At 58.9% G+C, this 24,168-nt stretch carries 24 protein-coding genes and 1 riboswitch; of the genes, 10 read left to right on the top strand and 14 right to left on the bottom strand.

Annotated features, from left to right (window positions below; genetic code table 11):
* Positions 1-39 precede the first annotated feature (39 nt).
* From YBN1229_RS12705 to modC, 4 genes are all read left to right on the top strand, one after another.
* On the top strand, positions 40-534 hold the full coding sequence (locus YBN1229_RS12705; RefSeq protein ID WP_046478996.1) for a DUF2165 family protein: 495 nt from the start codon (positions 40-42) through the stop codon (positions 532-534).
* 98 nt (positions 535-632) lie between these two features.
* Entirely contained in the window at positions 633-1,430 is a 798-nt protein-coding gene (gene modA, locus YBN1229_RS12700) for a molybdate ABC transporter substrate-binding protein (RefSeq protein WP_046478998.1), read from the top strand.
* Positions 1,431-2,120: a molybdate ABC transporter permease subunit gene (gene modB / locus YBN1229_RS12695; protein WP_046479000.1), complete on the top strand. Its 690-nt coding sequence runs from the start codon at positions 1,431-1,433 to the stop codon at positions 2,118-2,120.
* Complete coding sequence (gene modC, locus YBN1229_RS12690; protein WP_046479001.1) at positions 2,117-3,238, top strand: molybdenum ABC transporter ATP-binding protein; 1,122 nt, start codon at positions 2,117-2,119, stop codon at positions 3,236-3,238. The genes modB and modC overlap by 4 nt, the downstream gene beginning before the upstream one ends.
* Here modC and YBN1229_RS12685 read toward each other — a convergent pair.
* The 8 genes from YBN1229_RS12685 to YBN1229_RS12650 form a co-directional block, all read right to left on the bottom strand.
* Entirely contained in the window at positions 3,198-3,599 is a 402-nt protein-coding gene (locus YBN1229_RS12685) for a winged helix-turn-helix domain-containing protein (RefSeq protein ID WP_046479002.1), read from the bottom strand. The two genes, modC and YBN1229_RS12685, sit on opposite strands and share 41 nt — an antisense overlap.
* Before the next feature lie 120 nt (positions 3,600-3,719).
* Complete coding sequence (locus YBN1229_RS12680; protein ID WP_046479003.1) at positions 3,720-3,944, bottom strand: formate dehydrogenase subunit delta; 225 nt, start codon at positions 3,942-3,944, stop codon at positions 3,720-3,722.
* On the bottom strand, positions 3,931-4,782 hold the full coding sequence (gene fdhD, locus YBN1229_RS12675) for a formate dehydrogenase accessory sulfurtransferase FdhD (protein ID WP_046479004.1): 852 nt from the start codon (positions 4,780-4,782) through the stop codon (positions 3,931-3,933). The genes YBN1229_RS12680 and fdhD overlap by 14 nt, the downstream gene beginning before the upstream one ends.
* Positions 4,783-4,787: 5 nt before the next feature.
* Positions 4,788-7,664, bottom strand: a complete 2,877-nt coding sequence (gene fdhF / locus YBN1229_RS12670) for a formate dehydrogenase subunit alpha (RefSeq protein ID WP_046480609.1) — start codon at positions 7,662-7,664, stop codon at positions 4,788-4,790.
* A gap of 5 nt (positions 7,665-7,669) precedes the next feature.
* Positions 7,670-9,241, bottom strand: a complete 1,572-nt coding sequence (locus YBN1229_RS12665; protein WP_046479005.1) for a formate dehydrogenase beta subunit — start codon at positions 9,239-9,241, stop codon at positions 7,670-7,672.
* Positions 9,238-9,711, bottom strand: a complete 474-nt coding sequence (locus YBN1229_RS12660) for a formate dehydrogenase subunit gamma (RefSeq protein ID WP_046479006.1) — start codon at positions 9,709-9,711, stop codon at positions 9,238-9,240. Before YBN1229_RS12660 ends, YBN1229_RS12665 begins: the two co-directional genes overlap by 4 nt.
* Before the next feature lie 161 nt (positions 9,712-9,872).
* Positions 9,873-10,778 carry a LysR family transcriptional regulator gene (locus tag YBN1229_RS12655; protein ID WP_046479007.1) on the bottom strand — a complete coding sequence of 302 codons (906 nt, stop codon included), beginning with the start codon at positions 10,776-10,778 and terminating at the stop codon, positions 9,873-9,875.
* Positions 10,779-11,090: 312 nt separating this feature from the next.
* Positions 11,091-11,750, bottom strand: a complete 660-nt coding sequence (locus YBN1229_RS12650; RefSeq protein WP_052743919.1) for a nitroreductase family protein — start codon at positions 11,748-11,750, stop codon at positions 11,091-11,093.
* Positions 11,751-11,929: 179 nt separating this feature from the next.
* Between YBN1229_RS12650 and YBN1229_RS12645 the strand changes: the two genes are divergently transcribed.
* The gene (locus tag YBN1229_RS12645) at positions 11,930-12,412 is read left to right on the top strand and encodes a GNAT family N-acetyltransferase (protein WP_046479008.1); all 483 of its coding nucleotides are present in this window, start codon (positions 11,930-11,932) and stop codon (positions 12,410-12,412) included.
* 35 nt (positions 12,413-12,447) lie between these two features.
* Here the strand turns inward: YBN1229_RS12645 and YBN1229_RS12640 are convergent, their stop codons facing one another.
* Entirely contained in the window at positions 12,448-13,272 is an 825-nt protein-coding gene (locus YBN1229_RS12640) for an arylamine N-acetyltransferase family protein (RefSeq protein WP_046479009.1), read from the bottom strand.
* Positions 13,273-13,350: 78 nt separating this feature from the next.
* Here YBN1229_RS12640 and soxR point away from each other — a divergent pair, with 78 nt between their 5' ends.
* The 5 genes from soxR (at position 13,351) to YBN1229_RS12615 (ending at position 17,798) form a co-directional block, all read left to right on the top strand.
* Positions 13,351-13,806 (top strand): redox-sensitive transcriptional activator SoxR, encoded by a 456-nt coding sequence (gene soxR, locus YBN1229_RS12635; protein ID WP_046480611.1) that lies wholly within the window; start codon positions 13,351-13,353, stop codon positions 13,804-13,806.
* A 186-nt stretch (positions 13,807-13,992) separates the two neighbouring features.
* Entirely contained in the window at positions 13,993-14,850 is an 858-nt protein-coding gene (locus tag YBN1229_RS12630; protein ID WP_197540861.1) for a molybdate ABC transporter substrate-binding protein, read from the top strand.
* 73 nt (positions 14,851-14,923) lie between these two features.
* A complete protein-coding gene (locus YBN1229_RS12625; protein ID WP_046479010.1) occupies positions 14,924-15,985 on the top strand; it encodes an iron ABC transporter substrate-binding protein in 1,062 nt (353 codons plus the stop codon).
* Positions 15,943-16,989: a FecCD family ABC transporter permease gene (locus YBN1229_RS12620; RefSeq protein ID WP_046479011.1), complete on the top strand. Its 1,047-nt coding sequence runs from the start codon at positions 15,943-15,945 to the stop codon at positions 16,987-16,989. Before YBN1229_RS12625 ends, YBN1229_RS12620 begins: the two co-directional genes overlap by 43 nt.
* Positions 16,986-17,798: an ABC transporter ATP-binding protein gene (locus tag YBN1229_RS12615; protein WP_046480613.1), complete on the top strand. Its 813-nt coding sequence runs from the start codon at positions 16,986-16,988 to the stop codon at positions 17,796-17,798. The genes YBN1229_RS12620 and YBN1229_RS12615 overlap by 4 nt, the downstream gene beginning before the upstream one ends.
* A gap of 39 nt (positions 17,799-17,837) precedes the next feature.
* Here the strand turns inward: YBN1229_RS12615 and YBN1229_RS12610 are convergent, their stop codons facing one another.
* The 5 genes from YBN1229_RS12610 to YBN1229_RS12590 form a co-directional block, all read right to left on the bottom strand.
* Entirely contained in the window at positions 17,838-18,050 is a 213-nt protein-coding gene (locus YBN1229_RS12610; RefSeq protein WP_046479012.1) for a TOBE domain-containing protein, read from the bottom strand.
* 167 nt (positions 18,051-18,217) lie between these two features.
* Positions 18,218-19,744, bottom strand: a complete 1,527-nt coding sequence (locus tag YBN1229_RS12605) for a PepSY domain-containing protein (protein WP_082101127.1) — start codon at positions 19,742-19,744, stop codon at positions 18,218-18,220.
* Position 19,745: 1 nt separating this feature from the next.
* Positions 19,746-22,010, bottom strand: a complete 2,265-nt coding sequence (locus tag YBN1229_RS12600) for a TonB-dependent receptor (RefSeq protein WP_046479013.1) — start codon at positions 22,008-22,010, stop codon at positions 19,746-19,748.
* A 241-nt stretch (positions 22,011-22,251) separates the two neighbouring features.
* Positions 22,252-22,475: riboswitch (cobalamin riboswitch) on the bottom strand.
* Positions 22,476-22,555: 80 nt separating this feature from the next.
* Positions 22,556-23,323 carry a precorrin-6A synthase (deacetylating) gene (gene cobF, locus YBN1229_RS12595; RefSeq protein ID WP_046479014.1) on the bottom strand — a complete coding sequence of 256 codons (768 nt, stop codon included), beginning with the start codon at positions 23,321-23,323 and terminating at the stop codon, positions 22,556-22,558.
* 60 nt (positions 23,324-23,383) lie between these two features.
* Entirely contained in the window at positions 23,384-24,061 is a 678-nt protein-coding gene (locus tag YBN1229_RS12590; protein ID WP_046479015.1) for an energy-coupling factor ABC transporter permease, read from the bottom strand.
* Between the last annotated feature and the right edge of the window lie 107 nt (positions 24,062-24,168).

Below are 24,168 nucleotides of genomic sequence, written 5' to 3'. Positions count from 1 at the left end.
TGCCTGTATTTCCGCGCCCTATGCGATCGAGGTTCTACTATGACGCTGCGCTACGCGAAAATTTCAATGGTGCTGGCTCTGGCCACGTTCGCCTTCCTGGTGACCTTCAATAATATCACCGACTATGGGTCGAATTTCGTCTTTGTGCAGCATGTCCTCAGCATGGACACGACATTTCCGAACAATTCGTCGATGTACAGATCCATAAGCACTCCGGCCCTCTGGCACGCCGCCTATTGGCTCATCATCGCCGGCGAAGGGATAACGTTCATTCTCCTTCTGCTGGGTGGTATCGCGATGTTTCAAGCACGTGAAGGTAGCGCCGCAGAATTCAACTCTTCGAAGAAATGGGCCATCGCCGGGTGCGCCGCTGGATTCTTCGTTTGGTTTTTCTTCTTCATGGTGATCGGCGGCGAATGGTTCTTGATGTGGAAATCGTCAACCTGGAACGGGCAGGACGCTGCGTTCAGGTTCTACATGACCATTCTGGGCGTTCTGATCTTCGTCAATCAGCCCGAACGTGAGCTCGGCTGAGACAGAGCGATCATCGCGTACCTCTCCGTCAGCATCGTAGACATATTGCCTGCGCACGTGCTAACGATCCTGTATATATGAGTATATAGGATGGGGACATGCAGGGCTTGAAGAAGCTTGTTCTCGGCCTGATTGTTGGCGCCGTGTGCGTTGCGCCGATACCGGTCATGAGCGAAGCACCGAAAGTGGTGACGGTATTTGCCGCTGCCAGTCTCACCAATGCGCTCCAGGCGGCCGCTGACGCCTTTACGGAAAAGACCGGGATACGGACGAAGCTTTCCTTTGCGTCCTCGTCGACCCTGGCAAAGCAGATCGAGGCGGGTGCCGGGGCTCAGCTTTTCCTTTCCGCCGATGAAGGCTGGATGGATTACGTCCAAAAGCGCGACTTGCTTGCTCCGGACACGCGCCGGTCGCTGTTGGGAAATGGGCTTGTCTTGGTCGTTCCTTCGGACAAGCCGTTGGAAATCAGGATCACCGCTGATCAATCGTGGCTGAAGCAGCTGACGAAGGGGCGCATCGCAGTCGGCGATCCCGCCCATGTCCCTGCGGGCAAATACGCAAAGCAAGCGTTAACGCACCTGGGCGTGTGGGAGGCGGCCGCGCGCCGGCTTGCACGCGCGGATAACGTTCGGAATGCGCTCGTTCTCGTCGAGCGAGGAGAGGCTGTTGCCGGCATCGTTTACAGCACGGATGCTGCGATCTCCAAGGGCGTGACGATCGCCGCTCGTTTTCCCGAGACTACGCACAAGCCAATTACCTATCCGATCGCCCTGATGCGCGGCCACGAAACAGGGGCATCCCGGGCGTTCTACGACTTCCTCCAAACTGATGCCGCGCGCTCAATTTTCCTCGGCTATGGTTTTCACTTTGCCGAGCGATCCTATGAGCGGTCTTGAGTGCTAAGCGCGGTTGAAATCGAGGCGTTTTCACTCAGCCTCAGGGTCGCATTGCTTGCGTCGGCTTCGTGTTTGTTGCCTGCTCTCGTCGTAGCATGGGTGCTGTCACGCACGCGCCTCCCCGGCAAATCCGTGCTGAACGTCATTGCTCATGCGCCGCTTGTCCTGCCGCCGGTCGTTATCGGCTATCTCCTGCTCCTCACCTTCGGTGTCAGAGGTCCCGTTGGCGCGTGGCTCAACGACACGTTCGGCATCCGGTTGGTTTTCAGTTCCACGGGCGCTGTGCTGGCGGCCGCTGTCATGGCGTTTCCGTTGATGGTGCGCGCAATCCGTCTGTCGCTTGATGCCGTTGATCAGGGCCTAGAATTCGCGGCGCGATCACTTGGCGCTTCGCCGTTTGATGCGTTCCTGACGATAACTCTGCCGCTGATGCTGCCCGGTATTCTTTCCGGCTTGATCATGGCGTTCGCTGCCAGCCTCGGCGAGTTTGGTGCGACGATCACCTTCGCTTCGAATGTCGAAGGGGAGACCCGTACGCTCCCACTCGCTATCTACACGGCCACACAAGTTCCGGATGGAGAGGCAGCCGCTCTCCGGCTCGTCGTGATTGCCATTATCCTTTCGCTGCTGGCCCTTGGTCTTTCCGAAGCAGCTGAGCGTTGGGCGCGGCGGACGGTTTACGGTTCATGATCGACATTCGCCTGCGCAAACGGCTTTCGGACCTGCAGCTCGATGTAACGTTCGCGGCGAAGTCGCGTGGTGTGACGGCAATTTTCGGACGCAGCGGCTCGGGCAAAACCTCCATCGTACAGGCTATCGCCGGCGGCCTCGTCCCCGATGAAGGCCGCATCGCTGTCGATGACCGCGTCTTTTTCGATAGCGTAACGCGTATCAACATGCCGATCCATGAACGCCGGGTTGGGTATGTGTTTCAAGACAGCCGGCTGTTCCCGCACCTGTCAGTCAGGAAGAACCTCGATTACGGGCTGCGTCGCGCACGTGGCTCCTCTCGCATTGACTTCGACACGGCGGTCGAACTGCTCGGCATTACACATCTTCTCTCTCGGCGGCCGCACAACCTATCCGGCGGGGAACGGCAGCGCGTCGCAATCGGACGGGCGCTTCTTGCACAGCCTTCGCTCCTGCTGATGGATGAACCGCTGTCCTCGCTCGATCCTCCGCGGAAATCAGAGCTGCTGCCCTATATCGAAGGGCTCCGCGACGAACTTGGACTGCCCATCCTTTATATTAGCCACGCATTCAACGAAGTCGTCCGGCTGGCCGACAACATCGTGCTGATCGACGGTGGCCGGGTACTTCGCTCCGGTCCGTTGCTCGATGTCGCCTCCGATCCCGAGCTTTCACCGCTGATCGGCCGGTTTGAAGCTGGCTCGGTTATCGAATGTGTCGTCGCACAGCACGATGAGGACCTTGCGCTTTCGACGCTTAGCTTTTCCGGCGGCATGCTGCGCGTGCCCCGCGTCGACCTCGATATCGGCGCACCCGTGCGTGTCCGCATCAGAGCACGCGATGTCGCACTCGCGCTTACGCCTCCGGTTGATATTTCCATCTCGAACAGGTTGCCTGGAAAGTTGATGAGCCTCACCGAACGTGGCGGCCCTTACGTTGAGGCCTCCGTTGACCTCGGTGGCGCGACGCTGCGCGCATTGATCACGCGCGCGTCGGCAACGCGCCTTAAGCTCACGCCCGGCCAAGAGCTGTGGGCTCTCGTCAAAACTGTCGCTTTGGATAGCCGTTCGGTCGGCTTCATGCGTCGCGCGCGCTCGTTTTCTTTCCCGTCCGCGTAGCGCCATCGCGCTCGTAAGCGACGTCAGTCGCTGCGACGATCTCTTCAATGGATCCTGCGGCCGCCTTCTTACACCGGCGCTCAGCCGTCCGATATATCGCGATCAGCCGTTCTCCGAATGGGGTCAGTTCAGCGCCCGAGCCCTGGGAGCGCCCGGGGAATGTCGCCACCGCCGGTTCACTAAAGGCCCGATTTACGTCATCGATCAAAAGCCACGCGCGCCGATACGACATATCAAGATCGCGCGCGGCAGCCGAAATCGAACGCCGGCGTTGTACCGCTTCGAGAAGCGCAATCTTACCCGGTCCCAAACGTGAGCCGTTTGGGAGATCAATACGCAGAGAAAGACGCGGGGTGGTCATCGCGGATGAGAGGCTCACTACAACGGTGGATTCGCTGCATCGTAGCATCTCAGGCTGTCGGCGGCACTAAGTGCGCCAGAAAGGGCGAGACGGATCACGTGCTCCGGCTCGCATTCTGCGTCAGGGATATGAGACGGGAGGAAGTTGTTCGATTGCCCTGCGTGCCGTCGGGTCAAGCCCTTCGCCCCCAGCAGCCAAGTGCGCATGAATGCCGGCCCGCATCCGCGGGTCCCAAAACATCCGGATATGGGTGGCCGTTCCGGCTACCGCCTTTTCCTCCCCTTGCACGGCCAGATTTCGCGCGATCTGGTTGGCCATCATGACAAGCTTTTCAGCAGGCTTCATGAAATGCGTTCTCCTTAAGCGTTGAATTCTTTTGTTCCGGACTGTGCCGGAGCCGTTCGCGATGGGTGAAAACCTCGAAACTGTCGTCACGCGCGATCGCGATGAGGGTAATTCCAGCGGCCTCAGCCGTGCGCAGGGCCAGCGCGGTGGGTGCTGATACGGCGACCACAACGGGAGCGCCGAGCTTTGCGGCCTTCTGAATCATTTCCACTGAAACGCGGCTGGTCAGAACGATGACGCCGTTTGAGGCCTCGGCGCCGTTGCGAACGCACGCGCCTGCCAGCTTATCGAGAGCGTTATGCCGCCCGACGTCTTCGCGTAGTGCAACCAAGCCGTCGCCCTTCCGCCATAGCCCAGCGGCATGCATCGCTTTGACCTGAGCGTTCAGCACCTGGGCAGGCATCACGGAGTCGATAGCCGCCAGCACGTCTTCCACATTTAGGGCCAAGTCGGACTCGACCTGCTGCACGACGGGCAAAGCGGCGTCGAGACTTTCGACACCACACAAGCCACATCCTGTAGGCCCGAGTAACGATCTGCGGCGTTCCGCATTGGCGACGCCCGCACGGGGTGCCAGCCAAACGCGCGCTTCTATGCCGTTTTCACGTGGCACGATATCGACTTCAACGACATCGTCGAGGCACGAGATCTTGCCTTCCGTGAAACTAAAGCCAATCGCGAAGTCGTCGATGTCAACGGGGCTCGCCAGCATAACGGCATGGGTGACGCCATCGTAAACCAATGCGATGGGCGTCTCCTCAGGGATCATGCGGCCGATCCGTTCGCACTTCGCCGATGAGACTTTCAACGGCGAAGTGCGTTCGAGAGCCTCGGACATGTCCGCTACTCCGCGGCTTCCACGGCCATGACGCGGCGGCTGCGTTCGGAGAACTCGCGATACTCCTCCTGCGATTGCGTCGGTCCATTGGAGAGCGAGACTTGCACCGCGGTCACCTTGTATTCAGGACAGTTGGTTGCCCAATCCGAATAGTCGGTGGTCACGATGTTGGCCTGTGTGAGGGGATGGTGGAACGTCGTATAGACGACCCCCGGTGCCACGCGATCGGTAATGAGCGCACGCAGCGCCGTTTCACCAGAGCGGCTTCTCACGGTGATCCAATCACCCTCCTTCACGCCGCGCTGTTCAGCATCGTGCGGATGGATTTCCAGGCGATCTTCCTCATGCCACATCACGTTGTCGGTGCGCCGCGTTTGAGCACCCACGTTGTACTGCGACAAGATACGGCCCGTCGTCAGAATGAGCGGGAAGCGTGATCCCGTCTTCTCATCGGTCGGGACGTACTGGGTGAGCATGAACCGGCCCTGTCCGCGGGTGAACGTCTCGGTATGCATGACCGGGAAGCCGCTGGGATGCTCGTCATTGCAGGGCCATTGGATCGAACCGAGTTCTTCGAGCTTCTTGTAGCTCACGCCATTAAAGGTCGGCGTGAGCAGCGCGATCTCGTCCATGATCTGGCTCGGATGCTGGTAATCCCAGTTCAGCCCCATGGCCTTCGCAATAAGCTGTGTGACCTCCCAATCCGCATAGCCGTTCTTGGGCGCCATTACGCGGCGTACAGGCTGAATGCGGCGTTCCGCGTTTGTGAACGTTCCGTCCTTTTCCAGGAAGGTAGACCCAGGCAGGAAGACGTGTGCGTAGTTCGCGGTCTCGTTCAGGAAGAGATCCTGAATGACGACGCATTCCATGGCCCCAAGCCCCGCAGCTACGTGCTGCATGTCGGGGTCGGACTGCAGAATATCTTCGCCCTGGATGTAGATTCCCTTGAAGGTACCTTCCACCGCCGCGTCGAGCATATTGGGAATGCGCAGACCGGGTTCGGGATTGAGCTTTACGCCCCATGTTTTCTCGAACAACGAACGTGTCACTTCGTCCGAGAGGTGGCGATAACCGGGAAGCTCGTGCGGGAAGGAGCCCATATCGCACGAACCCTGCACGTTGTTCTGGCCACGCAGCGGGTTCACGCCGACACCTGGACGGCCGATGTTTCCAGTCGCCATCGCTAGGTTGGCAATCGCCATAACGGTGGTCGACCCCTGGCTGTGTTCGGTCACGCCGAGACCGTAGTAAATCGCGCCGTTGCCGCCGGTGGCGTACAGGCGTGCGGCTGCCCGAACTGCTTCTGGATCAACACCGGTGTACTGTTGCATCCGCTCCGGTGAATTGGCTTCGGCAGAGACGAAATCGGCCCATTCCGTGAATTCGTTCCAGTCGCAGCGCGCACGCACGAACTCTTCGTTCACGAGGTTCTCGGTCACAATCACATGTGCGAGCGACGTCAGCATTGCGACGTTTGTGCCCGGCTTCAACGCCAGGTGTTGCTCCGCTGAAATGTGCGGGCTGCGAACGAGATCGATGCGCCGCGGGTCAACGACAATCAGCTTAGCGCCTTCGCGGAGCCGCTTTTTCAGACGGCTACCGAACACGGGGTGGCCATCGGTCGGGTTCGCACCGATGACCATGACCACGTCAGCATGTTCAACGGAATCGAAGTCCTGCGTACCGGCGGATTCACCGAACGTCGTCTTGAGGCCGTAGCCAGTAGGCGAGTGGCAAACACGCGCGCAGGTGTCGACGTTGTTCACGCCGAAGCCCTGCCGAATGAGCTTCTGAACAAGAAAGACGTCTTCGTTGGTGCAGCGCGAGGACGTGATGCCCCCGACAGCGCCTTTTCCGTACTTTTCCTGAATGCGCTTGAATTCGGAAGCCACGCGTCCGATCGCTTCTTCCCAGGTCGTCTCGCGCCAGGGCTGGTCGATGCTGTCACGGACCATGGGATTGAGAATGCGATCGCGGTGCGTCGTGTAACCGTAAGCGAAGCGGCCCTTAACGCAGGAATGGCCACGGTTCGCTTTGCCGTCCTTGTAGGGGACCATGCGAACGACTTCCTCGCCGCGCATCTCAGCCTTAAACGAGCAGCCTACCCCGCAATAGGCGCATGTCGTCACCGCAGAGTGTTCCGGTTGGCCGATCTCAATAAGGCTCTTTTCCGAGAGCGTTGCCGTCGGACACGCCTGGACGCAGGCGCCGCAGGATACGCATTCGGATGACAGGAAGTCTTCGTCCATGCCCGGCGACACGCGGCTATCAAAGCCCCGGCCGGAGATCGTTAGAGCGAACGTGCCCTGCACTTCCTCACATGCGCGTACGCAACGGTTGCAGACGATGCATTTGGAGGGGTCATACGCGAAATACGGGTTCGATACGTCCTTATCCATGAACAGATCGTTCTTGGAACCACACTGGCTTTCAAAGACATGGTTCGCACCATCGTAGCCATAGCGCACGTCGCGCAGGCCGACGGCGCCGGCCATATCCTGAAGCTCACAGTCGCCATTCGCGGCGCAGGTCAGGCAGTCCAAGGGGTGGTCGGAGATGTAAAGCTCCATCACACCGTTGCGAATCTCTTTGAGCCGCTGTGTCTGTGTCCGCACGACCATGTCGGGAGCGACAGGTGTGGTGCACGATGCAGGCGTGCCATTACGGCCTTCAACCTCAACGAGGCATAGACGGCAAGATCCGAAGCTTTCCAGCATGTCGGTGGCGCACAGTTTGGGGATGGCGGTTCCCATCTCCATAGCGGCGCGCATGATGGACGTTCCCTCCGGAACGGTAACCGACGTTCCATCGATCGTCAGCGTCACCGTTTTTTCAGATTTCGACTCAGGCGTCCCATAGTCGATTTCTTTGATGATCGTCATTGTCATTACTCCGCTGCGGCCGGCAATTTGCGGGCACGGCCAAAATCGTCTGGAAAATGGGTCAGGGCGCTCATAACGGGATATGGCGTGAAGCCGCCGAGCGCGCACAGCGAACCGAATTTCATCGTGTTGCAGAGGTCCGCGACCAGATCGAGGTTCTTATCGCGATCCTGCCCGCCCATGATCTTGTCCATGGTCTCCCGGCCGCGGATCGCGCCGATCCGACACGGTGTGCATTTTCCGCAGCTCTCGATTGCGCAGAAGTCAAAGGCGAACCGGGCCTGCCGCGCCATGTCGACGGTGTCGTCGAACACCACGATGCCGCCATGGCCGATGAGGCCGTCCCGCGCCGTGAAAGCTTCATAATCAAACGGCGTATCAAACAGGTCCTGAGGGAAGTACGCGCCCAGCGGCCCACCGACCTGAACGGCCTTGATGGGACGGCCCGAAGCGGTGCCACCGCCGACGTCTTCGACGAGCTCGCCCAGCGTGATACCGAACGCAACCTCGAACAATCCGCCCTGCTTGATGTTTCCGGCAAGCTGGATGGGCATCGTCCCGCGCGAACGCCCCATCCCGAAGTCCGCATAGGCCTGCGCACCCTCGGCAAGAATGAAAGGTACGGCCGCCAAGGATAGTACGTTGTTGATGATGGTCGGCTTGCCAAACAAGCCTTCGTGCGCCGGAAGCGGGGGCTTGGCACGCACAAGACCACGCTTGCCCTCTAAGCTTTCCAGAAGGGAGGTTTCCTCACCGCACACGTAGGCGCCCGCGCCGAGGCGTACTTCGAGTTCGAAAGCGTGGGACGAGCCACAAACAGTCTGGCCGAGGTAACCCGCTGCCTTTGCCGCGTCGATCGCTTCGTTCAGCGCTGTCGCTGCGTGGGGGTACTCAGAGCGCAGATAGATATAGCCGCGGGTCGCCCCAACGGCGATACCGGCGATCGTCATGCCTTCGATGAGGACGAAGGGATCGCCTTCCATGATCATGCGATCCGCAAAGGTTCCGCTATCGCCCTCGTCAGCATTGCAGACGATGTACTTCTGATCAGCCCTGGCATCGTGGACCGTTTGCCACTTGATGCCCGTTGGGAACCCCGCGCCGCCGCGCCCTCGCAAGCCTGATTTCTTGACCTCGTCGATAATGCCTGAGGGCTCCAACGCAAGCGCCTTTGCGAGTCCTTCATATCCGCCATGTGCTTTATAGTCTGCGAGCGAGACAGGATCCGTGATCCCGCAGCGCGCAAACGTCAGCCGTGTCTGACGCTTAAAGAAGGGAATTTCCTCCGTCAGACCCAGCGCTTTCGACGTCTTGATGCCTGCGGCTGCCGCGCCCTGGCTGAGTTCTGCGACAAGGCCATCAACGTCGGCCGGGGCGATTGGACCAAACGCGTAACGCTTGCCCTGATCTTCTATCTCGACGAGCGGCTCCAACCACAACATGCCGCGCGAACCGTTGCGCACAATCTCGACGTCTATTTTCGCCTGCTCAGCCAGCAATGCGAAACGCTTCGCAACGTCATCAGCTCCACAGGCGACGGCCGCGGCATCGCGCGGAATAAAAATCCGTTTTGTCATGCGCCGGCCTCGCCGAGAATTGCTTCGAGTTTTTCGACATCGAGACGGCCAATCAAACGGCCATCGAACATGGCGGACGGCGCCGTTGCGCAAAGCCCCAGACAATAGACGGCTTCCAGCGTGACGCGGCCATCGGGGGTGGTCTCACCGCACGCAACGCCGATGCGGTCTTCCGCCTTTTTCACGAGCGATTCGCAGCCCATCGCTTGACAGGCCTCAGCCCGGCACACCTTGAGAACGTAGTGACCCGCCGGCGCATCGCGGAAATCATGATAAAATGTGACACATCCGTGCACTTCAGCGCGCGATAGGTTCAGCGCTTGGGCTATGACCGGAACAGCAGCCTCGGGCACACAACCGAAGGTCTCTTGGACTTCGTGCAGGATTGGGAGAAGTGGGCCTTCTCGGTGCGCGTGACGGGAGACGATTGCGAGCGTCTCGCTTTCGTTCCAGGCATCGTGACGGGGCATTCTTTTATCTCCAGAATTTGCGTTGTCCGACCTTGTTTGGGATGGTTCTAAGTTTCAATAGAGCTGTTCCGTTGTGCGATTGCACATGCTTATCGTTCCATTTTTCCATGCTTATACTGTGCGTTACGATTTCTTATGCTGCGTCGCAGCAATCCACAGCGTCAAGCCGGATGCAGCTCGTCCGCACGCGCGAAGACACGCTCGGCGACCCTAAGAAACTTGCTGACGTTGGGGGTGTGGGTCTCGCGATTCGGCAGAATCAAGCCGATCGAGTGTGTGATCGTCGGTTCAACGATCGGGATTGCCCGCAAGCGGCCCGGACGGGCCATTTCTTCAGCAAAACATACAGGAATGATGCTGGCCCATTCCCCCGTCCTCACGTGGGCGTACAAGATTAGCATCGAATTGGATTCGAGCGTGCACGTGGGATTCGCACCGGCATCGCGGAGATGGCGTTCAATCAAGCGGCGATTCTGCATGTCGGAAGACAACTGGCAGAGCGGCAGGCTGCCAGCCTCAAGCCAACCTACCGAGTCGCGATCTGCGAAAGGACCGTCAGGAGCAGTGAGCAGCGCATAGCGCTCCTCGTAAAGGTGCATTCCTTTGAAACGCCCCAGGGGCTCGGAATCCAAATATGAAATGCCCACATCAATTTCGAGATTATCGAGCGTCGCCAAAATCTCAACGGACGCCATCGAGGTAATTCTCAGGCGGACGTCACGGCAGCGCTCGCGAAATGGCAGCGTCAACCTCGTCATGATCGGCAAGGCTGTCGGGATGACCCCAACGCGCAGCTCGCCGGACAAGTTGCGCCGCAGCGCTTCGATCTCCTGGCGCATCGCCCGAGCGTCGCCGGACAATTGACGCGCCCAGGTTAGAATTCGCTGCCCCTCCGGCGTGAAGCCCTGAAAGCGTGATCCGCGCTCGACGAGGAGCACTCCAAACTGATCTTCAAGACTTTTGACGGCGGACGAGAGCGTCGGCTGAGTCACGCCGGCGGACTGCGCAGCCCTACCAAAATGCCGCTCGCGGGCGAGATGCAGCAATAATTCGAGTTTTTCGATCATGCGACCTAGAGGGGGCGGCCGTAGCTGCCCTGGCATCCGTGTGGTGCTGAGCCGTTATCCGGGTTCCGTTGAACCGATCTGCAGCGGCGGCTTCAGCCTATGGAGCAACCATAGCTCAACCTCAACGGTCGTGCAAAATTTACTCTGTCTATGTGTGAATTACATTTTTATGAGTCTGTTTTGAAATTTATGCATACGATATTTCGGCCGCCAGCTGGCCTTGACATGGCGAATTCTCATGCTTTCTCGCACCTTATGGTTGTGCCTTTGATTTGAGGTCGTCTTCGGATCGCCCCCTGGTGGGGCGCCGTGTCAGCCGGTCCAGTCCTCGAAGTGATCTTCGCGCGTGACGGGCACTCGTGTCTTCGGCGGGCGCATTGCTGTTCCAATTGAGAGGAAGCCGATTAGCCGTTCTGAGGGCTTTTTGCAGAAGGCCTGCTGAAGTGTCGGCGTATCGATTTTGCGCCCGCTGGTCATCATGGCGCCGTAACCCATCGCGTGACAGGCGAGAAGCATATTGGCTGCCGCAGCTCCCAAAGAGATGTACTGCTCATGGACCGGCACCTTGGGATGGTTCTCTGTAATGTCGACCAAAAGTGCGATGAGTGTAGGCGCGTTAAAGGCGCGCGCGCGTTCTGCTTCAACCTCGGCCTCTGTGGCCTCGGGCTGATAGAGTCGCTTTTCTTCCGCAAAAAGATTCGCAAGATGCGCACGCCGCTCGTCGGGCACTCGCAGAAAACGCCACGGACGGAGTGGGCCATGGTCGGGAGCAGTCAAGCCTGCCGCGATGATGAGTTCGAGTTCGTCTTGCGACGGTCCGGGTGCACCCAGCCGTTTCGGCGCTACTGATCGACGAGAAAAAAGAGTCTCGAAGAACGCCTCACGCGCTGTCCCCGTCAACGGCTCACCGTTGATCAACGCACTTAGTTCGGCATTGTCGTCATTGACGGGCTTTTGCGCTTTGGCTGCCATGTGTTCTCAGTTGTTATCAGCCCGGACAGAACTATCTCTGCCAAAAAGCGAAAATCAGCTCTCGCTTCCCGCCCGGATGATAACGGCTGTCATCCGACTGACAAGAATGTTCTCCGAGGCTCAGCTCAGTCATACTTTCTCTCTTGCCGACTTCCTCCGAGTTCTTTAGCAGCCAGCCGATGATTATCCGTCCTTACACGCATGCTGACAGCGACGCCGTATGGTGCATCATTGAACCTGTGTTGCGCGCTGGTGAGACTTACGCCTTGCCCGCCGACTGGACCCAAGATGAAGCCCTGGCCTATTGGCTCCAGCCCGGACACGACGTGTTTATTGCGGAGGACGAAGACCAGATTCTTGGGACTTACTATCTCCACGCGAACCAAATGGGTGGGGGTGCGCACGTCGCCAACTGTGCGTTCATGGTCGATAGTCATACTACCGGACGCGGTGTCGCTGGAGCCATGTGCGCGCATGCGTTGCGACACGCTGAGGCTCTCGGCTTTCGGGCCATGCAGTTTAACTTTGTGGTGAGCACCAATACGCGTGCGGTCGCTCTGTGGCTGCGTCACGGCTTCGAGATCGTCGGAACTCTTCCCGCCGCCTTCCACCACCCGACGCTTGGCTTTGTCGACACCTACGTCATGTATCAAACGTTGTAGAGATCAAGGTTGGTCCAGAGACCGGTCCCTTCCTGTCAGGGGTAACTGTCGAGAACGCCTGCAAGCGCCTCATCCAGTTCCCGATACCTCGGCAAAGCGAGAAGAAAAATGGTCTCCAACGCGTGCCGCATCTCGTTCACTGTTTCCAAGAAATGCCGCTCCGGCTCTTGACCGAACCGGTGCAGGGTCAGGCGGTTATTGGCGAGAGCATAGCGCACGCCACGAATCGGCCGAGATGCGATCAAACGGCGTCTGAACGGAGACGCTGGATGCGTTGAGACATAGTAATTGGAGACCTCGTAGTCGGGCGGATAGTGTCCCTGAAGATCAAACCGATAGATTGATCTCCACTCTCGACCGTCCCATAGCTCCAGAATCCAGTCACCTTCAGCTTCCGTCAGTCGGAACGGTTCGTTTGGAGTGGATTGCTCGATATCGGCCTCAAGCCGCAACGGCGCTGTCGGTGTATTGCCGCCGAAACCGACGTCCACAATGTACGGCGTCTCTTGGACTTCGACGAACAGCAACATGTGGCTTCTTTCGACGACAGTGCCAGGCGGCTGGTTCCATAGGACCCGCGCCGCGAGCCCGCGGACCTTGTATCCCAATGATTTGAGCACACTTGCAAGGAGCGTATTCTGCTCGAAGCAGTATCCGCCGCGTCTTCCATGAACGAGTTTGGATTGGAGCGCGCTGATATTCAGGAAGACCTGACGGCCGAGAAATGAATCGAGATTCTCGAACGCGATAGCTGCAGTGTGTTTGGCCTGCAGTGTTCTCAGCGTCTCGAGGGAGGGCGTGTCCGGCCCGGAATAATTGATGCGCTTAAAGTACGCGCCGAGATCCAAATTCGCTTCCATTACATGCGTGCTCCCGATCTATTGAACAATCCGGAGCCCCTCTATAAAACCTCAAGCATACTTGAGGTAAAGCAAAAAATGGCAAGCAAAACAAACTCTGGTCTCGCCAAAGATCTCTCCGTGGGAGAGGTCGCCGACCGTAGCGGTCTCGCGGTGTCTACTCTCCACTTTTATGAGTCGAAGGGGCTGATCACGAGCTGGCGTACGACGGGCAATCAGCGCCGCTATTCTCGCGATGTCCTACGCCGCGTCGCCATCATCAAGGTGGCGCAACGCACCGGCGTCCCGTTGGCTGCCATTTCCGAGGCGTTAAAAGTCCTGCCTGCGGACCGATCGCCTACAGCTCAAGACTGGCGGAAGTTATCCGCGCGGTGGAAAGAGGAGCTTGATGACCGCATTTCAAAACTGACCCAGCTCCGTGACGACTTGAACGGCTGCATCGGTTGCGGCTGCCTGTCATTAAAGCAGTGCCCGTTACGTAATCCCGACGACGAAGCCCATCTCCACGGTCCCGGCGCACGGGCCTTCGATTGAACGGTGACGACCTCACGCGTTCCCGGGGGTGACGGTTGTGTCGCGCGCACGCTCATTCGTTGAGCGGAAATCCCGGGTGAACAGCGCCCCGATGCTGCATAATTTGCATCTTTATCTATGATTTATTGCATTGCGTCGTCCAAACCGTAGAATACTTAAAAATGCAGCATGCAAGGGGATACGGCGGTGGCTGAACGAGGGTATGGGAAATGCGGATGCGCATTCAAGGTTGCGGTGCTGAGTGCCGTCTTCGCGGGATGGACCACGGCCGTGACTTCCGCTGAAGATATCAATCTCTACGCGGCGGGGAGCCTGAAGGCCGCGCTGACGGATGTCGCGAAAGCTTTCGAGCAAAAGTCCGGCGGACAGCAGAGCGTTAAAACGACGTTCGGCCCTTCCGGTTTGCTGCGGGGGCGCATCGAAAAGGGCGAGCCCGCGCACGTCTTTGCATCGGCGAATATGGCTCATCCCAAAAAGCTCGCCGAAGCCGGAAAGATATCCGGCTCTGTGAAGATGTTCGCCCGCAACCAGCTTTGTGCTCTCGTGAAGCCCGGTCTCGCAGTCACCTCGGAGACCCTTCTGGACACGATGCTTGACGAAAAGGTTCGTGTCGGGACTTCCACACCGAAAGCGGACCCGTCAGGGGACTATGCTTTTGCGCTGTTTGCCAAGGCCGAGCCTCTTAAGGCAGGTGCTCAGGCCAAGCTTGAAAGCAAGGCCTTGAAGCTGACCGGTGGACCCGACTCCGCCAAACCACCAGAAGGTCGGCACCTCTATGCGTGGGTTATGTCTGAAGACAGAGCCGACTTGTTTCTGACCTACTGCACGAATGCAGTGCTGGCTAAGAAAGACACGCCCTCGCTCGTCATTGTCGATATCCCGAACGCGTTGGCTGTCGGTGCTGATTATGGTCTTGCTGTAATGGCTTCAGCGCCCGCGGAGGCTGATGCTCTTGCCAACTTCATTCTCGGCCCGGACGCGCAAGCGATCCTCGCAGAGTATGGATTTGGCAAGGGAGATGATGTGCGTCCAGCCGGCAAGTAGCGCCGCGCGTGCGGTTTGCTTTAACGCACGGCGCGGCTACTCTCCCCCGTGCATTCCAACTAGCAGGTCGCTCGTGTCGATATACCGCCAGCTCAAGGTTTGTTTTCTCGCTCTGGCTTGGCTGTCAGGCTCAAGCGCTTTGGCGCGCGAGCTTGTCGATTCCGGTGGGCGCCCCATCAATGTGCCGGAGCAGATCACCAAGGTCTTCGCGGCGGGGCCCCCGGCTTCGATTTTACTCTATGTCCTAGCTCCGGAGAAAATGACCGGCTGGCCAAACCCGTTGCGTCCGGCCGAGGCTCCTTATGTTGCAGAGCCTTTTCGCGACCTTCCCGCACTCGGGCGCCTTACGGGCAGAGGCGGCACGGCCAATCTCGAAGTCGTTTTGCGCGTAAAGCCCGATCTCATTCTTGATTTCGGCTCGGTGCGGGACACCTACATCTCGCTTGCCAACGCAGTGCAGTCGCAGACGGGCATCCCGTATGCCCTGATCGATGGACGGTTTGCTGCGACTCCCGCATCCTTGCGGTTGCTCGGCAAAATCCTCGCCGTTGAGGAGCGCGCCGAAACACTCGCCAGTTATGTTGAGAAAACTTTCAACGAGATTGATTCTGTAATCGCATCCATACTCGAGAGCGATCGTCCCCGCGTCTATCTAGCCCGTGGCCCGGATGGACTTGAGACGGGCGTCAAAGGATCAATCAATACTGAAATCATCGAACGTGCGGGCGGGCGGAACGTTGCCGACGCGCCCGGTCAGCGCGGCATCGTGCGCGCGTCCATCGAACAGGTAATCGTCGCCAACCCCGACACCATCATCACCTGGGACCCGATCTTTTACGAGAATGTCTACAAAGATCCGTTGTGGTCGGGGATAGAAGCCGTCGAGCGTCGGCGAGTCTACCTCAGTCCCGTGGCACCGTTCGGGTGGATTGACCGGCCACCGTCAATCAATCGGGTCATCGGCCTGAAATGGCTTGCGGGTCTTTTCTATCCTGACAAACTCGGCGGCGATCTCAACGCCATGACGCGTGAGTTTTATAAGCTATTCTACCACGTGGATCTGAGCGATGCCGAATTGGAGACGCTGATCGAATGGTCGAAGGGACAAGCACCCTCGAACGCCGGCGCACGCTGAGCGAGCATCCCACCGCCATCTTGTTCGGATTGACGGGCTTGCTCGTCGTCCTGATCGCCGTGGCGGCATCCACAGGTGCTTATCCCATCAGCTTTGGTGAGATGCTCGCCGCCATATGGCGTTGGCTCACCGGACAAGATCCTATCGGAACCACGGACACCGTTCTATTTGAAATCCGGCTGCCGCGGGTCTTTGCGGGTGTTCTCGCGGGTGCGGCTCTCGCCGCGGCCGGTGCTGCCTATCAAGGTCTCTTTCGGAATCCGCTCGTTTCGCCGGACATTCTCGGCGTCTCATCGGGCGCCGGGCTCGGTGCCGTCATCGGTATTTTCTTCTCGTTGCCGATATGGGCCATTCAATTTTCGGCGTTTGCAATGGGGCTGGCCACTGTTGGCGTGGTCTATCTCATTGCCAGCATGGTGCGGGGGCGTGAGCCGCTCCTGGTGCTCGTGCTGGCCGGGGTTGTTGTGGGTTCCCTTACGGGTGCGGCGATCTCGCTTTTAAAGATCCTCGCCGATCCCTACGATCAGTTGCCGGCCATTGTCTTCTGGCTGCTCGGCAGCTTGTCCAGCATCCGCAATGCCGACGTTATCAACGCCGCGCCGCTCGTTCTCATCGCGCTCATTCCTCTCATCCTGCTGCGCTGGCGCATCAACGTCCTTTCGCTCGGAGATGAAGAGGCCAAGGCCCTCGGCGTTGATTCAAGCAAACTCAGGCTCGTTGTGATTTTTGCCGCGACGCTCATGACCGCGAGTGTCGTTGCCATCTCTGGCGTTATCGGTTGGGTCGGTCTCGTCATTCCACATCTCGCCCGCATGCTCGTGGGCCCGAACTTCGAACGCCTGTTGCCTGCCTCCATGCTCATGGGCGGCGGTTATTTGCTCTTGGTCGATACGGTGGCGCGGTCCCTCACGGTTACGGAGATCCCGCTCGGCATTCTGACGGCGATTATTGGTGCGCCGTTCTTCCTTTGGTTGCTTGCGCGCGGCCGGGACGGATGGTCATGAACCAAGCAGCTCCCCTTCGCACACCCATCATCGTCACGCGCGAGCTCGGCACTGGATATCCGGGCTACGCTGTCGGCCGAGACATCTCTTTGGGCATTGCTCCCGGTGAGGTCCTTTGCCTGCTAGGCCCTAACGGCTGTGGCAAGACAACATTGTTCAAGACAATGCTGGGATTGCTACCGGCACAAGCCGGCGAGGTGCTGATCGACGGGCAACCAATCATCTCTCTCGCTCGTGCCGACATCGCACGTCGTGTTGCCTACGTACCGCAGGCGCATGCCGCTCAATTCCCTTATCGGGTCATCGATATGGTGGTGATGGGGCGCACGGCCCACCTCGGTCTCTTCGCCGCGCCGTCTCCCGCAGATCGCAGCAAGGCCCATGAAGCTTTGGGCGCGCTTGGCATCGATGAACTTTCCGAAGTGGAATACACACGCATCAGCGGTGGGCAGCGGCAGCTCGCTTTAATCGCGCGGGCCCTGGCGCAAGATGCTCCGGCGATCGTCATGGATGAACCGACGGCGAGCTTGGATTTCGGCAATCAGGTTACCGTGCTGTCGGAAATCAAACGTCTCAAAGGCCTTGGCCTTGCCATCGTGCTTTCCACCCATGATCCCGATCATGCCTTCAGCGTCGCGGACACCGTCGCGTTGATGCATAACGGAGGCCTCATGTCACAAGGACCGCCTGCGGCAGTGCTTACACCGCAGGCATTGCAAACCGTCTATGGGGTCAACGTGTCCCTTGTCGACCTGGATGGCGGACGCACCCTTTGTGCGCCCGATTACGAAACGGGCCGCCTGCGCTAACACGCTTTGCCAGGGCTTCTTATCGGAAAGCCGAGCACTCTAGCTATCGATACCGAGGATCACCTCGCTGGCTTTGATGACGGCTTTAACCGGCTTGCCCGGTGCCAGTCCGAGGTCTTCGACAGCATCAACCGTGACCGTCGAGGTAATGGTGTTGCCGCCACCGACATCGATTTTGACCTGTGCGGCCACGGCACCCTTCTTAATCTCGGTGACTGTGCCGGAAAGCACGTTACGTGCGCTCAACTTCATGAGGTGGTCTCCTGCGGTTAGAGGCTTTCGAACGTTCCGAACCGGAGCGGAGCCAAAGCGCCGACCGGTTTTGCGACGATAGCGCCAGTACGCGCCGTTAGACAATCCGTCGGCGCAACTACGGGAAACTAGGGCTAACCCGCGTTCTTCCCCTCTCAGCCACCTGGTCAAGAGCGCTTTGCGCTGCGTCTAAGCGTTCGCCATCCGATCACAATGCCCGACACCGAAATGACGAGTCCGGCGAGGGACAACACCCAAATGATGATGTCTCGTGCGGGCTGGTTGCGCAGCAAGATCGGCAGGTCGTAGTCATGAAAGAAGTTGAACAACCAGCGGTATATCCTGCCGCTACTGTCGCTTAGGCCCGCGATCGCTCCCGTCGCCGGATCGAGGAACAACCATGTCGCCGCAGGATCGTCGAACATCGCCCTGATGACCGGGAGCGGTCGTTGTCGGTGATGCGAATACCAATAGACGTCTTCCTGGGTGAGGACTTCCGTTTCGACGATTTGGTTCCTGGGCCGCACGTGGCGCGCCGCCTCTAATAAGACGTCATTTTCTATCTGCGTTGTGACGCCGGTTTTCGCCTCTGCGAGTGCTGTCGTGCTGTGATTGCGCGCGATTATGAAGGGCTGTCCGCCGATCCAGGAAAACGAAATGTCCGTGGGCTGCTGCCGGCCAACAGCGTTGAGGGCTTCGGGTGTTACACCTGAGGTGCTCGCCGGCGTCCAACCAGCGTAGCCCGTCCGCTGTTCCTGCGTGACTTGCGTGCGTGTGAACATTTGGAATGGATTGACGGAGAGCCATCCACTGAAGATCCAGGTTGTCAGGAAAATCCCGCCCACCAGTCCTCCGATGTGATGCCATTTCATCCAGCCGCGATAGGGCGTGACGCGGCCGCCCTTGTACGGTTTGCGTACGCGTAGTCTCAGAATGCCGATCCAGAGCCCTGTGATCGCACCTATGACGAGGGGGCCCGAGAGCCACATGACGGATTGACGCCATAGCTGCTGATCCCGGCGAATTGGCGTGAAGTAGATCCAATGCGGGATCGCCCCGAGCCAATTCCAGAAGCGTTCGGTCCGCGTCGCGTTCTGCACGATCTCGCCGGTTTGGGAGGACACATAGACGATTGTCCCCCGGCCATCATCAATGGCGAAGCGATAGAGCGGGCGGTGCGCGTCGTAGCGGCGTGTCACCGTCCACTGGTCATGGTCCAGCGTCTCCATCAGGCGGTGGGAGACGCCAGGAAAGACCTTGAACAGATGCTGCGCGGCGTCCTCTGCACTGACGCTCCCGATCTCGTCTCCCGTCTCTGCGGAAATCACGACGTGTTTGCCACCTGCCACGATGCGGTAAACCGGCGTCTCTCCGAGCATTTCAAGCCGGAAGGCGGTCGGGTAGATGTTCGTTCCCGCCTTGGCCAACGCGACGTCCGGCGTGACATTCACACGCGCCGTATCGACAGTTGGAAGTGCCGCGATGCGTTCCTGATCACTCCAATTCGGAAAGGGCACGTAGAGCATCACGAGGCCCGACAAGAACCACATGACGCAGAGCACGCAGGTCGCCACACCTAGCCAACGATGAAAGAGGTACAGCCAGCGCTTGGCGGTCTTCACCGTCCGCCGCGCGACACCATTGGGCGCGCGCGACGGAGTGGTGAAGGCGCGGGGTCCTTCAAGCCGGATCATGTCAGTACTTGATCCGGTAGCTCAATTCAGCCGAGCGCGGGGGTGCAAGTTGCCACTCGGTTGTGCTCCCGCCCGTCGTATAGACCTCGTCGAAGACGTTGAAGACGCGCAGGGAAACTGCGCTCTTTTCGGTCACGTGATAGTCGAGACCCAGGTTAACGACCGTGAAGTCGGGGCGCTCCACGAGGTTGGCATCGTCACTGTAGATGGAGCCAACCCACTGTGCGCCGATGCGGGCTTCCCAATCGGGAAGAAATGCCCAAGTCAGCCAGCTATTGATGACCTGCTCCGGCACGTTCCTCGGGCGCTTGCCGGCGTAGTTGATTCCGCCTGAGCCGATGTACTCATCATAGCGCGCCTCGAGCAATGCGACGTTGCCCTCATATCGGAGCGTGTCGGTGAGCTGCAGGGCAAGCGAAGCTTCAACGCCACGCGAAGATTGCCGACCAACCTGCTGGACGATGTCCGGATTGTCAGGGTCGCGCGAGAGAAGGTTCTTCTTCTCGATGTCGTAGCCTGCCAGGGTCCATTCGCCTCGTCCGTTCCAGAACGATTGTTTTACGCCGATTTCAATCTGACGCCCCGTTGCAAGATCGTACTCAGCGTTTGATTTGCTGAGCGTGATCAGTCCTCCAATGGGATCGACGCCCGTCGCATACTGCCCGTAAAACGCAAGCCCCGGCAGCGGGCTGTAAACCGCGCCCGCCCGCCATGTGACGTTTGAAAACTCCTTCGTGAAGCGTTCTCCGGTTATGAGATCGTGCCGCTCCATCGTCGGCCGGTCGAGGCGGATGCCAGCCACGAGCGAAAGTTGGTTGGACAGCTTCAGCCGATCCTCGGCGAAGAGCGCATACTGCGAGGTCTCGGTATCGAACTTCGGACGTGTACCGTCCGTGTTTATGAACCAGCCCGGATGCGGGTTGAACGGATCGACATCGGATGCGCCGCTGTATGGAGAATTGTTCGTGTGGCGGAAATCGATGCGGTTGACGTCAAAGCCGACCACCATCTCGTTCTTGACGCCGCCCGGAAGAGCAGTGCGGACCGTGGCATCCAACCGATTTCCGATCTGCTCCTGATCATGAAAGATCTCGATATAGGAGGACCGATCTATACGGCCCGCGTTGTACGCATAGGACTCGACGTTGCGCCAGTGACGGTTGCTGGTCAGACGGTAGGCGGTGTTGCTCAGTTCAATCCAATCTGCCGGTTTCCACTCCGTCTTGAACTGGGTCCAGTTATCCCGGTAGTGAACGTCGCTGTCGCGGACGTTGTAACTCTTGAAGCGAATGCTGTCCGGCACCGTGCCGTTGATGAGCGGCGTGCCCCAGTAGCGCAGAGGGGACTGATCGCCGTAGTCTTGTGAAACGGTGAAGGACAAGTCGCTCGTCGGGCGCCACCGCAGAGCTCCAGACACCGCGATTGAGCTGAAGTCTCCCTCGTCATCGAGCCAGCCGTCAGACTTGATGCCGCTGGCATCGAAGCGATAGGCGAGACTGTCACTGATCGGGCCGCCAGAACCAATGCCGAAGCGTTTCGTGGCTTCGGTGCCGATCGCGATCTCGGCTTCATGCGTAAAATAGTCGGTCGGCTTTTTCGGCACGACGTTGACGACGCCGCCGATTGCGCCTTCTCCATAAAGAACAGAGGCCGGACCACGGAGCACTTCAATGCGTTCGGCCGACCACGTGTCGAAGGGAAACGAAACGGTGCCCGAGCCCACATAAAGACGCGTGCCATCGTAAAGCTGCATCACCGAACCATGGCCGACGAACCCACGAGCCGTGAGACTGCTGCCGCCGTTGCCGGGAGCTGCGGCAGATGTAAAGCCGGTGGCGTTCTGGGTGACTGCTTCTGTGACAGACTGCTGTCCACGCTCGCGAATGGATTGCGCGGGAATGATCTCCACGCTCGCTGGCGTCTCCAGCGGCGTCAGCCCAAGCCGACTGCCTGTTGCAGCGGGTGCATCGAGGTTCAAGCCAGGTTTCGTTTCTCCCTGCCCCGTGCTGGCGGATGCCGTTTCGGCGAGAGTTGTCGGGATCGGTTGCGACACCGCTGTTGCCCCGGCCTGAGGCTTTTTCTGCTTTGGGTTCGCCGAAGAGGTTTGCTGCGTCGTCACTTCGATGGTGGGGAGTTCCACCGCCTCATTGGCTGCTGGCGCAGTTTGCGACATGGCTTTGCCAGCGAAGCCGGGGGCGACGACGGCAAGTGCTAATAGGCTCAAACGCGAAGCGTGTAGTGAAGGTATTCCAAGGACATTCGACATGATGATCCCGTCACAGACTATGGACGGGAGAAACGGCGGACACTTCCTAGCCCACGCAGAGCAGCCACGCTGGCCGCGGCAACAGGTTGCAACGACACAGGCGCGCGCGTGTTGAACTGCGCGGTTCTTTTAAGTCTGTCAGTGAGTTTTCAAGACCCTAGGCATGCCTGACGCTGCTCCCAATCGGTTGCACATCAGTCGCCACTCGGGTGGTCCGTTCATCCGCGCGGCCCGCACGGTGAAAGGGCGACTCGCAACGGCAGGTCTCCTGGCTCGCGGCTCGAACATCTCTCTCCGACCTTCCCGGGCTTCAACGCGAAGCGCCAGTGGCATGTTTGGAGGAGACTTGCCGCTTACAGTTGCGGGCGCAGCCACGGCGTTGATACGCTAAGGTACCTCACCGTGTTCCCTCTTCGTCATCTACATGCTCGCGCACGTAGCGAAACCGTTACGCCTCTTAAAACGCGTTAGATTGAAACGGATGTCAACGCTAAATCTGCGGTACACAGAGGCTATGAACAGAGGGGGACAGGAATGCAACGCTCCTACGCGCTTTCCCCATCACCTTCAGGCTCACGGCTCAGCAGATAGATGTCCATGATCCAGCCATGATGCGCCCGTGCGGCAGCACGCGTCTCAACGATTTCATCCATCATCTCGCGTAAGGCGCCGCTCAAGAGAATTTCTTCCCGCATGCCAACGTATGCGCCCCACCAGATCATCACCCCATCTGACGGGATATGCTGAAAGCTGCACTCCCCATCCAGCATGACCAGCAAACGATCCGCGCCATCCGGCCAGCCCTCTTCGCGCAAGCGCCGTCCCGTTGTGATCAGGACGGGCGTGCCAATGGTGTTGAGTGGAATTTTATGTGCGGCTGTCAGACCCTGCATCGAGGTGATGCCTGGAATAACGGATATCTCCGGCGCAGGTTTGAGGCGCGCGGCTATGCGCATCGTACTATCGTAAAGTGAAGGATCACCCCAGACGAGCAACGCGACACGCGCCTGATCCGGCAGGCCATCCATTGCTTCTGCCCATACCGATGCAATCGCATCATGCCAGTCGTCCACGCCTTGGCGATAATTGGGATTATCGGCGTCACGTTTCGGGAGTTCGAATTCCACGATCTGGGTTGCGGGGTTGCTGATGACCTCTTCGCATATCGTGCGTCTCAACTCCGCCAAGTCGGCTTTGTTCTTTCCCTTTCGTGGGATCAAAATCAGATCGGCGCTATTGAGCGCGCGCACAGCCTGCAACGTCAGATGTTCCGGATTTCCGGTTCCAATCCCAACGAGAAGCAATTCGGTCATAGTTTGCCTTTGGGGCCGCACGTAACGATGCCCGTGCGGCCCATATAAAGGTTTTCAATCTCAGGCCGCATGATGAAGGCGCGGCGTGACAAGGCCGGAATCCCTGAAGCCATGCAATGTCTTGGCGATGGCAAGAACGGCCAGGTCCGCCAACGGCTCAACCACGATGACCAGAAGATAAGCACCGCCAAACATCGCGATCGCGTTGAGATTGTCGGCAGCAAATCCATGTCCGTAGAGCGCCCAGAAGCCAACCCAAAGCACAACACCGCTCTGGTAGGCCGTTGAGAGCGCGAGTGTCTGACGGTATGTGAGATCAACATAGGGAGTCTTTGCTGGAATGATGCGTTCGGCCAATGCTGCTACGGCAAAGAGAGGAACCAGAAGCGTGGTCACGTTCATCCCGTACTGTGGCAAATCGAACGGTGCGAAAAGCAGTCCCTGGATCAACAGGCCAAGTGCCAATCCAATGGCAGCGGGCGCGGCTCCGAATATCAGAAAGAGCGTCGAGCCGAGAATGAAATGAACCTCGGAAACCCCAACCGGGTAATGTGGAAACACTTCAAAAAACGAGAAAACCAGCGCGGTAGCCGCGGCACTGCGCACGGCAAGCGAGGCCAATCCTTTGGTGCGCAGCGTATCGACCGCCAATTTTAGGGTGTAGGCGCCCGCGCCTGCGGCTGTGGCGTAGCTGAGCGCGATTTTCGCGCCGGTTACGATACCAGGTTCGATGTGCATGTCAGGTCTCCTAGCCGTCCTGGACGGCGATCGGTCGATCAAGGTCAAGTTGGATGCATTTCGCGTCAGCCGGCAGAGGCCTTCTGACCGTGTTGCGTGGCTTGGAA

The organism is Candidatus Filomicrobium marinum (assembly GCF_000981545.1).
In the GTDB taxonomy this organism is placed as follows: domain Bacteria; phylum Pseudomonadota; class Alphaproteobacteria; order Rhizobiales; family Hyphomicrobiaceae; genus Filomicrobium; species Filomicrobium insigne.
The sequence above is the reverse complement of the archived record's forward strand: the minus strand, read 5'-3'. Positions and strand labels throughout refer to the sequence as shown.

What these genes read in the sequence shown, in the direction of transcription:
- YBN1229_RS12705 (WP_046478996.1), top strand. Translation starts at nt 40, where the DNA reads ATGACGCTGCGCTACGCGAAAATTTCAATGGTGCTGGCTCTGGCCACG.
- modA (WP_046478998.1), top strand. Translation starts at nt 633, where the DNA reads ATGCAGGGCTTGAAGAAGCTTGTTCTCGGCCTGATTGTTGGCGCCGTG.
- modC (WP_046479001.1), top strand. Translation starts at nt 2,117, where the DNA reads ATGATCGACATTCGCCTGCGCAAACGGCTTTCGGACCTGCAGCTCGAT.
- YBN1229_RS12685 (WP_046479002.1), bottom strand. Translation starts at nt 3,599, where the DNA reads ATGACCACCCCGCGTCTTTCTCTGCGTATTGATCTCCCAAACGGCTCA.
- YBN1229_RS12680 (WP_046479003.1), bottom strand. Translation starts at nt 3,944, where the DNA reads ATGAAGCCTGCTGAAAAGCTTGTCATGATGGCCAACCAGATCGCGCGA.
- fdhD (WP_046479004.1), bottom strand. Translation starts at nt 4,782, where the DNA reads ATGTCCGAGGCTCTCGAACGCACTTCGCCGTTGAAAGTCTCATCGGCG.
- fdhF (WP_046480609.1), bottom strand. Translation starts at nt 7,664, where the DNA reads ATGACGATCATCAAAGAAATCGACTATGGGACGCCTGAGTCGAAATCT.
- YBN1229_RS12665 (WP_046479005.1), bottom strand. Translation starts at nt 9,241, where the DNA reads ATGACAAAACGGATTTTTATTCCGCGCGATGCCGCGGCCGTCGCCTGT.
- YBN1229_RS12660 (WP_046479006.1), bottom strand. Translation starts at nt 9,711, where the DNA reads ATGCCCCGTCACGATGCCTGGAACGAAAGCGAGACGCTCGCAATCGTC.
- YBN1229_RS12655 (WP_046479007.1), bottom strand. Translation starts at nt 10,778, where the DNA reads ATGATCGAAAAACTCGAATTATTGCTGCATCTCGCCCGCGAGCGGCAT.
- YBN1229_RS12650 (WP_052743919.1), bottom strand. Translation starts at nt 11,750, where the DNA reads ATGGCAGCCAAAGCGCAAAAGCCCGTCAATGACGACAATGCCGAACTA.
- YBN1229_RS12645 (WP_046479008.1), top strand. Translation starts at nt 11,930, where the DNA reads ATGATTATCCGTCCTTACACGCATGCTGACAGCGACGCCGTATGGTGC.
- YBN1229_RS12640 (WP_046479009.1), bottom strand. Translation starts at nt 13,272, where the DNA reads ATGGAAGCGAATTTGGATCTCGGCGCGTACTTTAAGCGCATCAATTAT.
- soxR (WP_046480611.1), top strand. Translation starts at nt 13,351, where the DNA reads ATGGCAAGCAAAACAAACTCTGGTCTCGCCAAAGATCTCTCCGTGGGA.
- YBN1229_RS12620 (WP_046479011.1), top strand. Translation starts at nt 15,943, where the DNA reads ATGGTCGAAGGGACAAGCACCCTCGAACGCCGGCGCACGCTGAGCGAG.
- YBN1229_RS12615 (WP_046480613.1), top strand. Translation starts at nt 16,986, where the DNA reads ATGAACCAAGCAGCTCCCCTTCGCACACCCATCATCGTCACGCGCGAG.
- YBN1229_RS12610 (WP_046479012.1), bottom strand. Translation starts at nt 18,050, where the DNA reads ATGAAGTTGAGCGCACGTAACGTGCTTTCCGGCACAGTCACCGAGATT.
- YBN1229_RS12605 (WP_082101127.1), bottom strand. Translation starts at nt 19,744, where the DNA reads ATGATCCGGCTTGAAGGACCCCGCGCCTTCACCACTCCGTCGCGCGCG.
- YBN1229_RS12600 (WP_046479013.1), bottom strand. Translation starts at nt 22,010, where the DNA reads ATGTCGAATGTCCTTGGAATACCTTCACTACACGCTTCGCGTTTGAGC.
- cobF (WP_046479014.1), bottom strand. Translation starts at nt 23,323, where the DNA reads ATGACCGAATTGCTTCTCGTTGGGATTGGAACCGGAAATCCGGAACAT.
- YBN1229_RS12590 (WP_046479015.1), bottom strand. Translation starts at nt 24,061, where the DNA reads ATGCACATCGAACCTGGTATCGTAACCGGCGCGAAAATCGCGCTCAGC.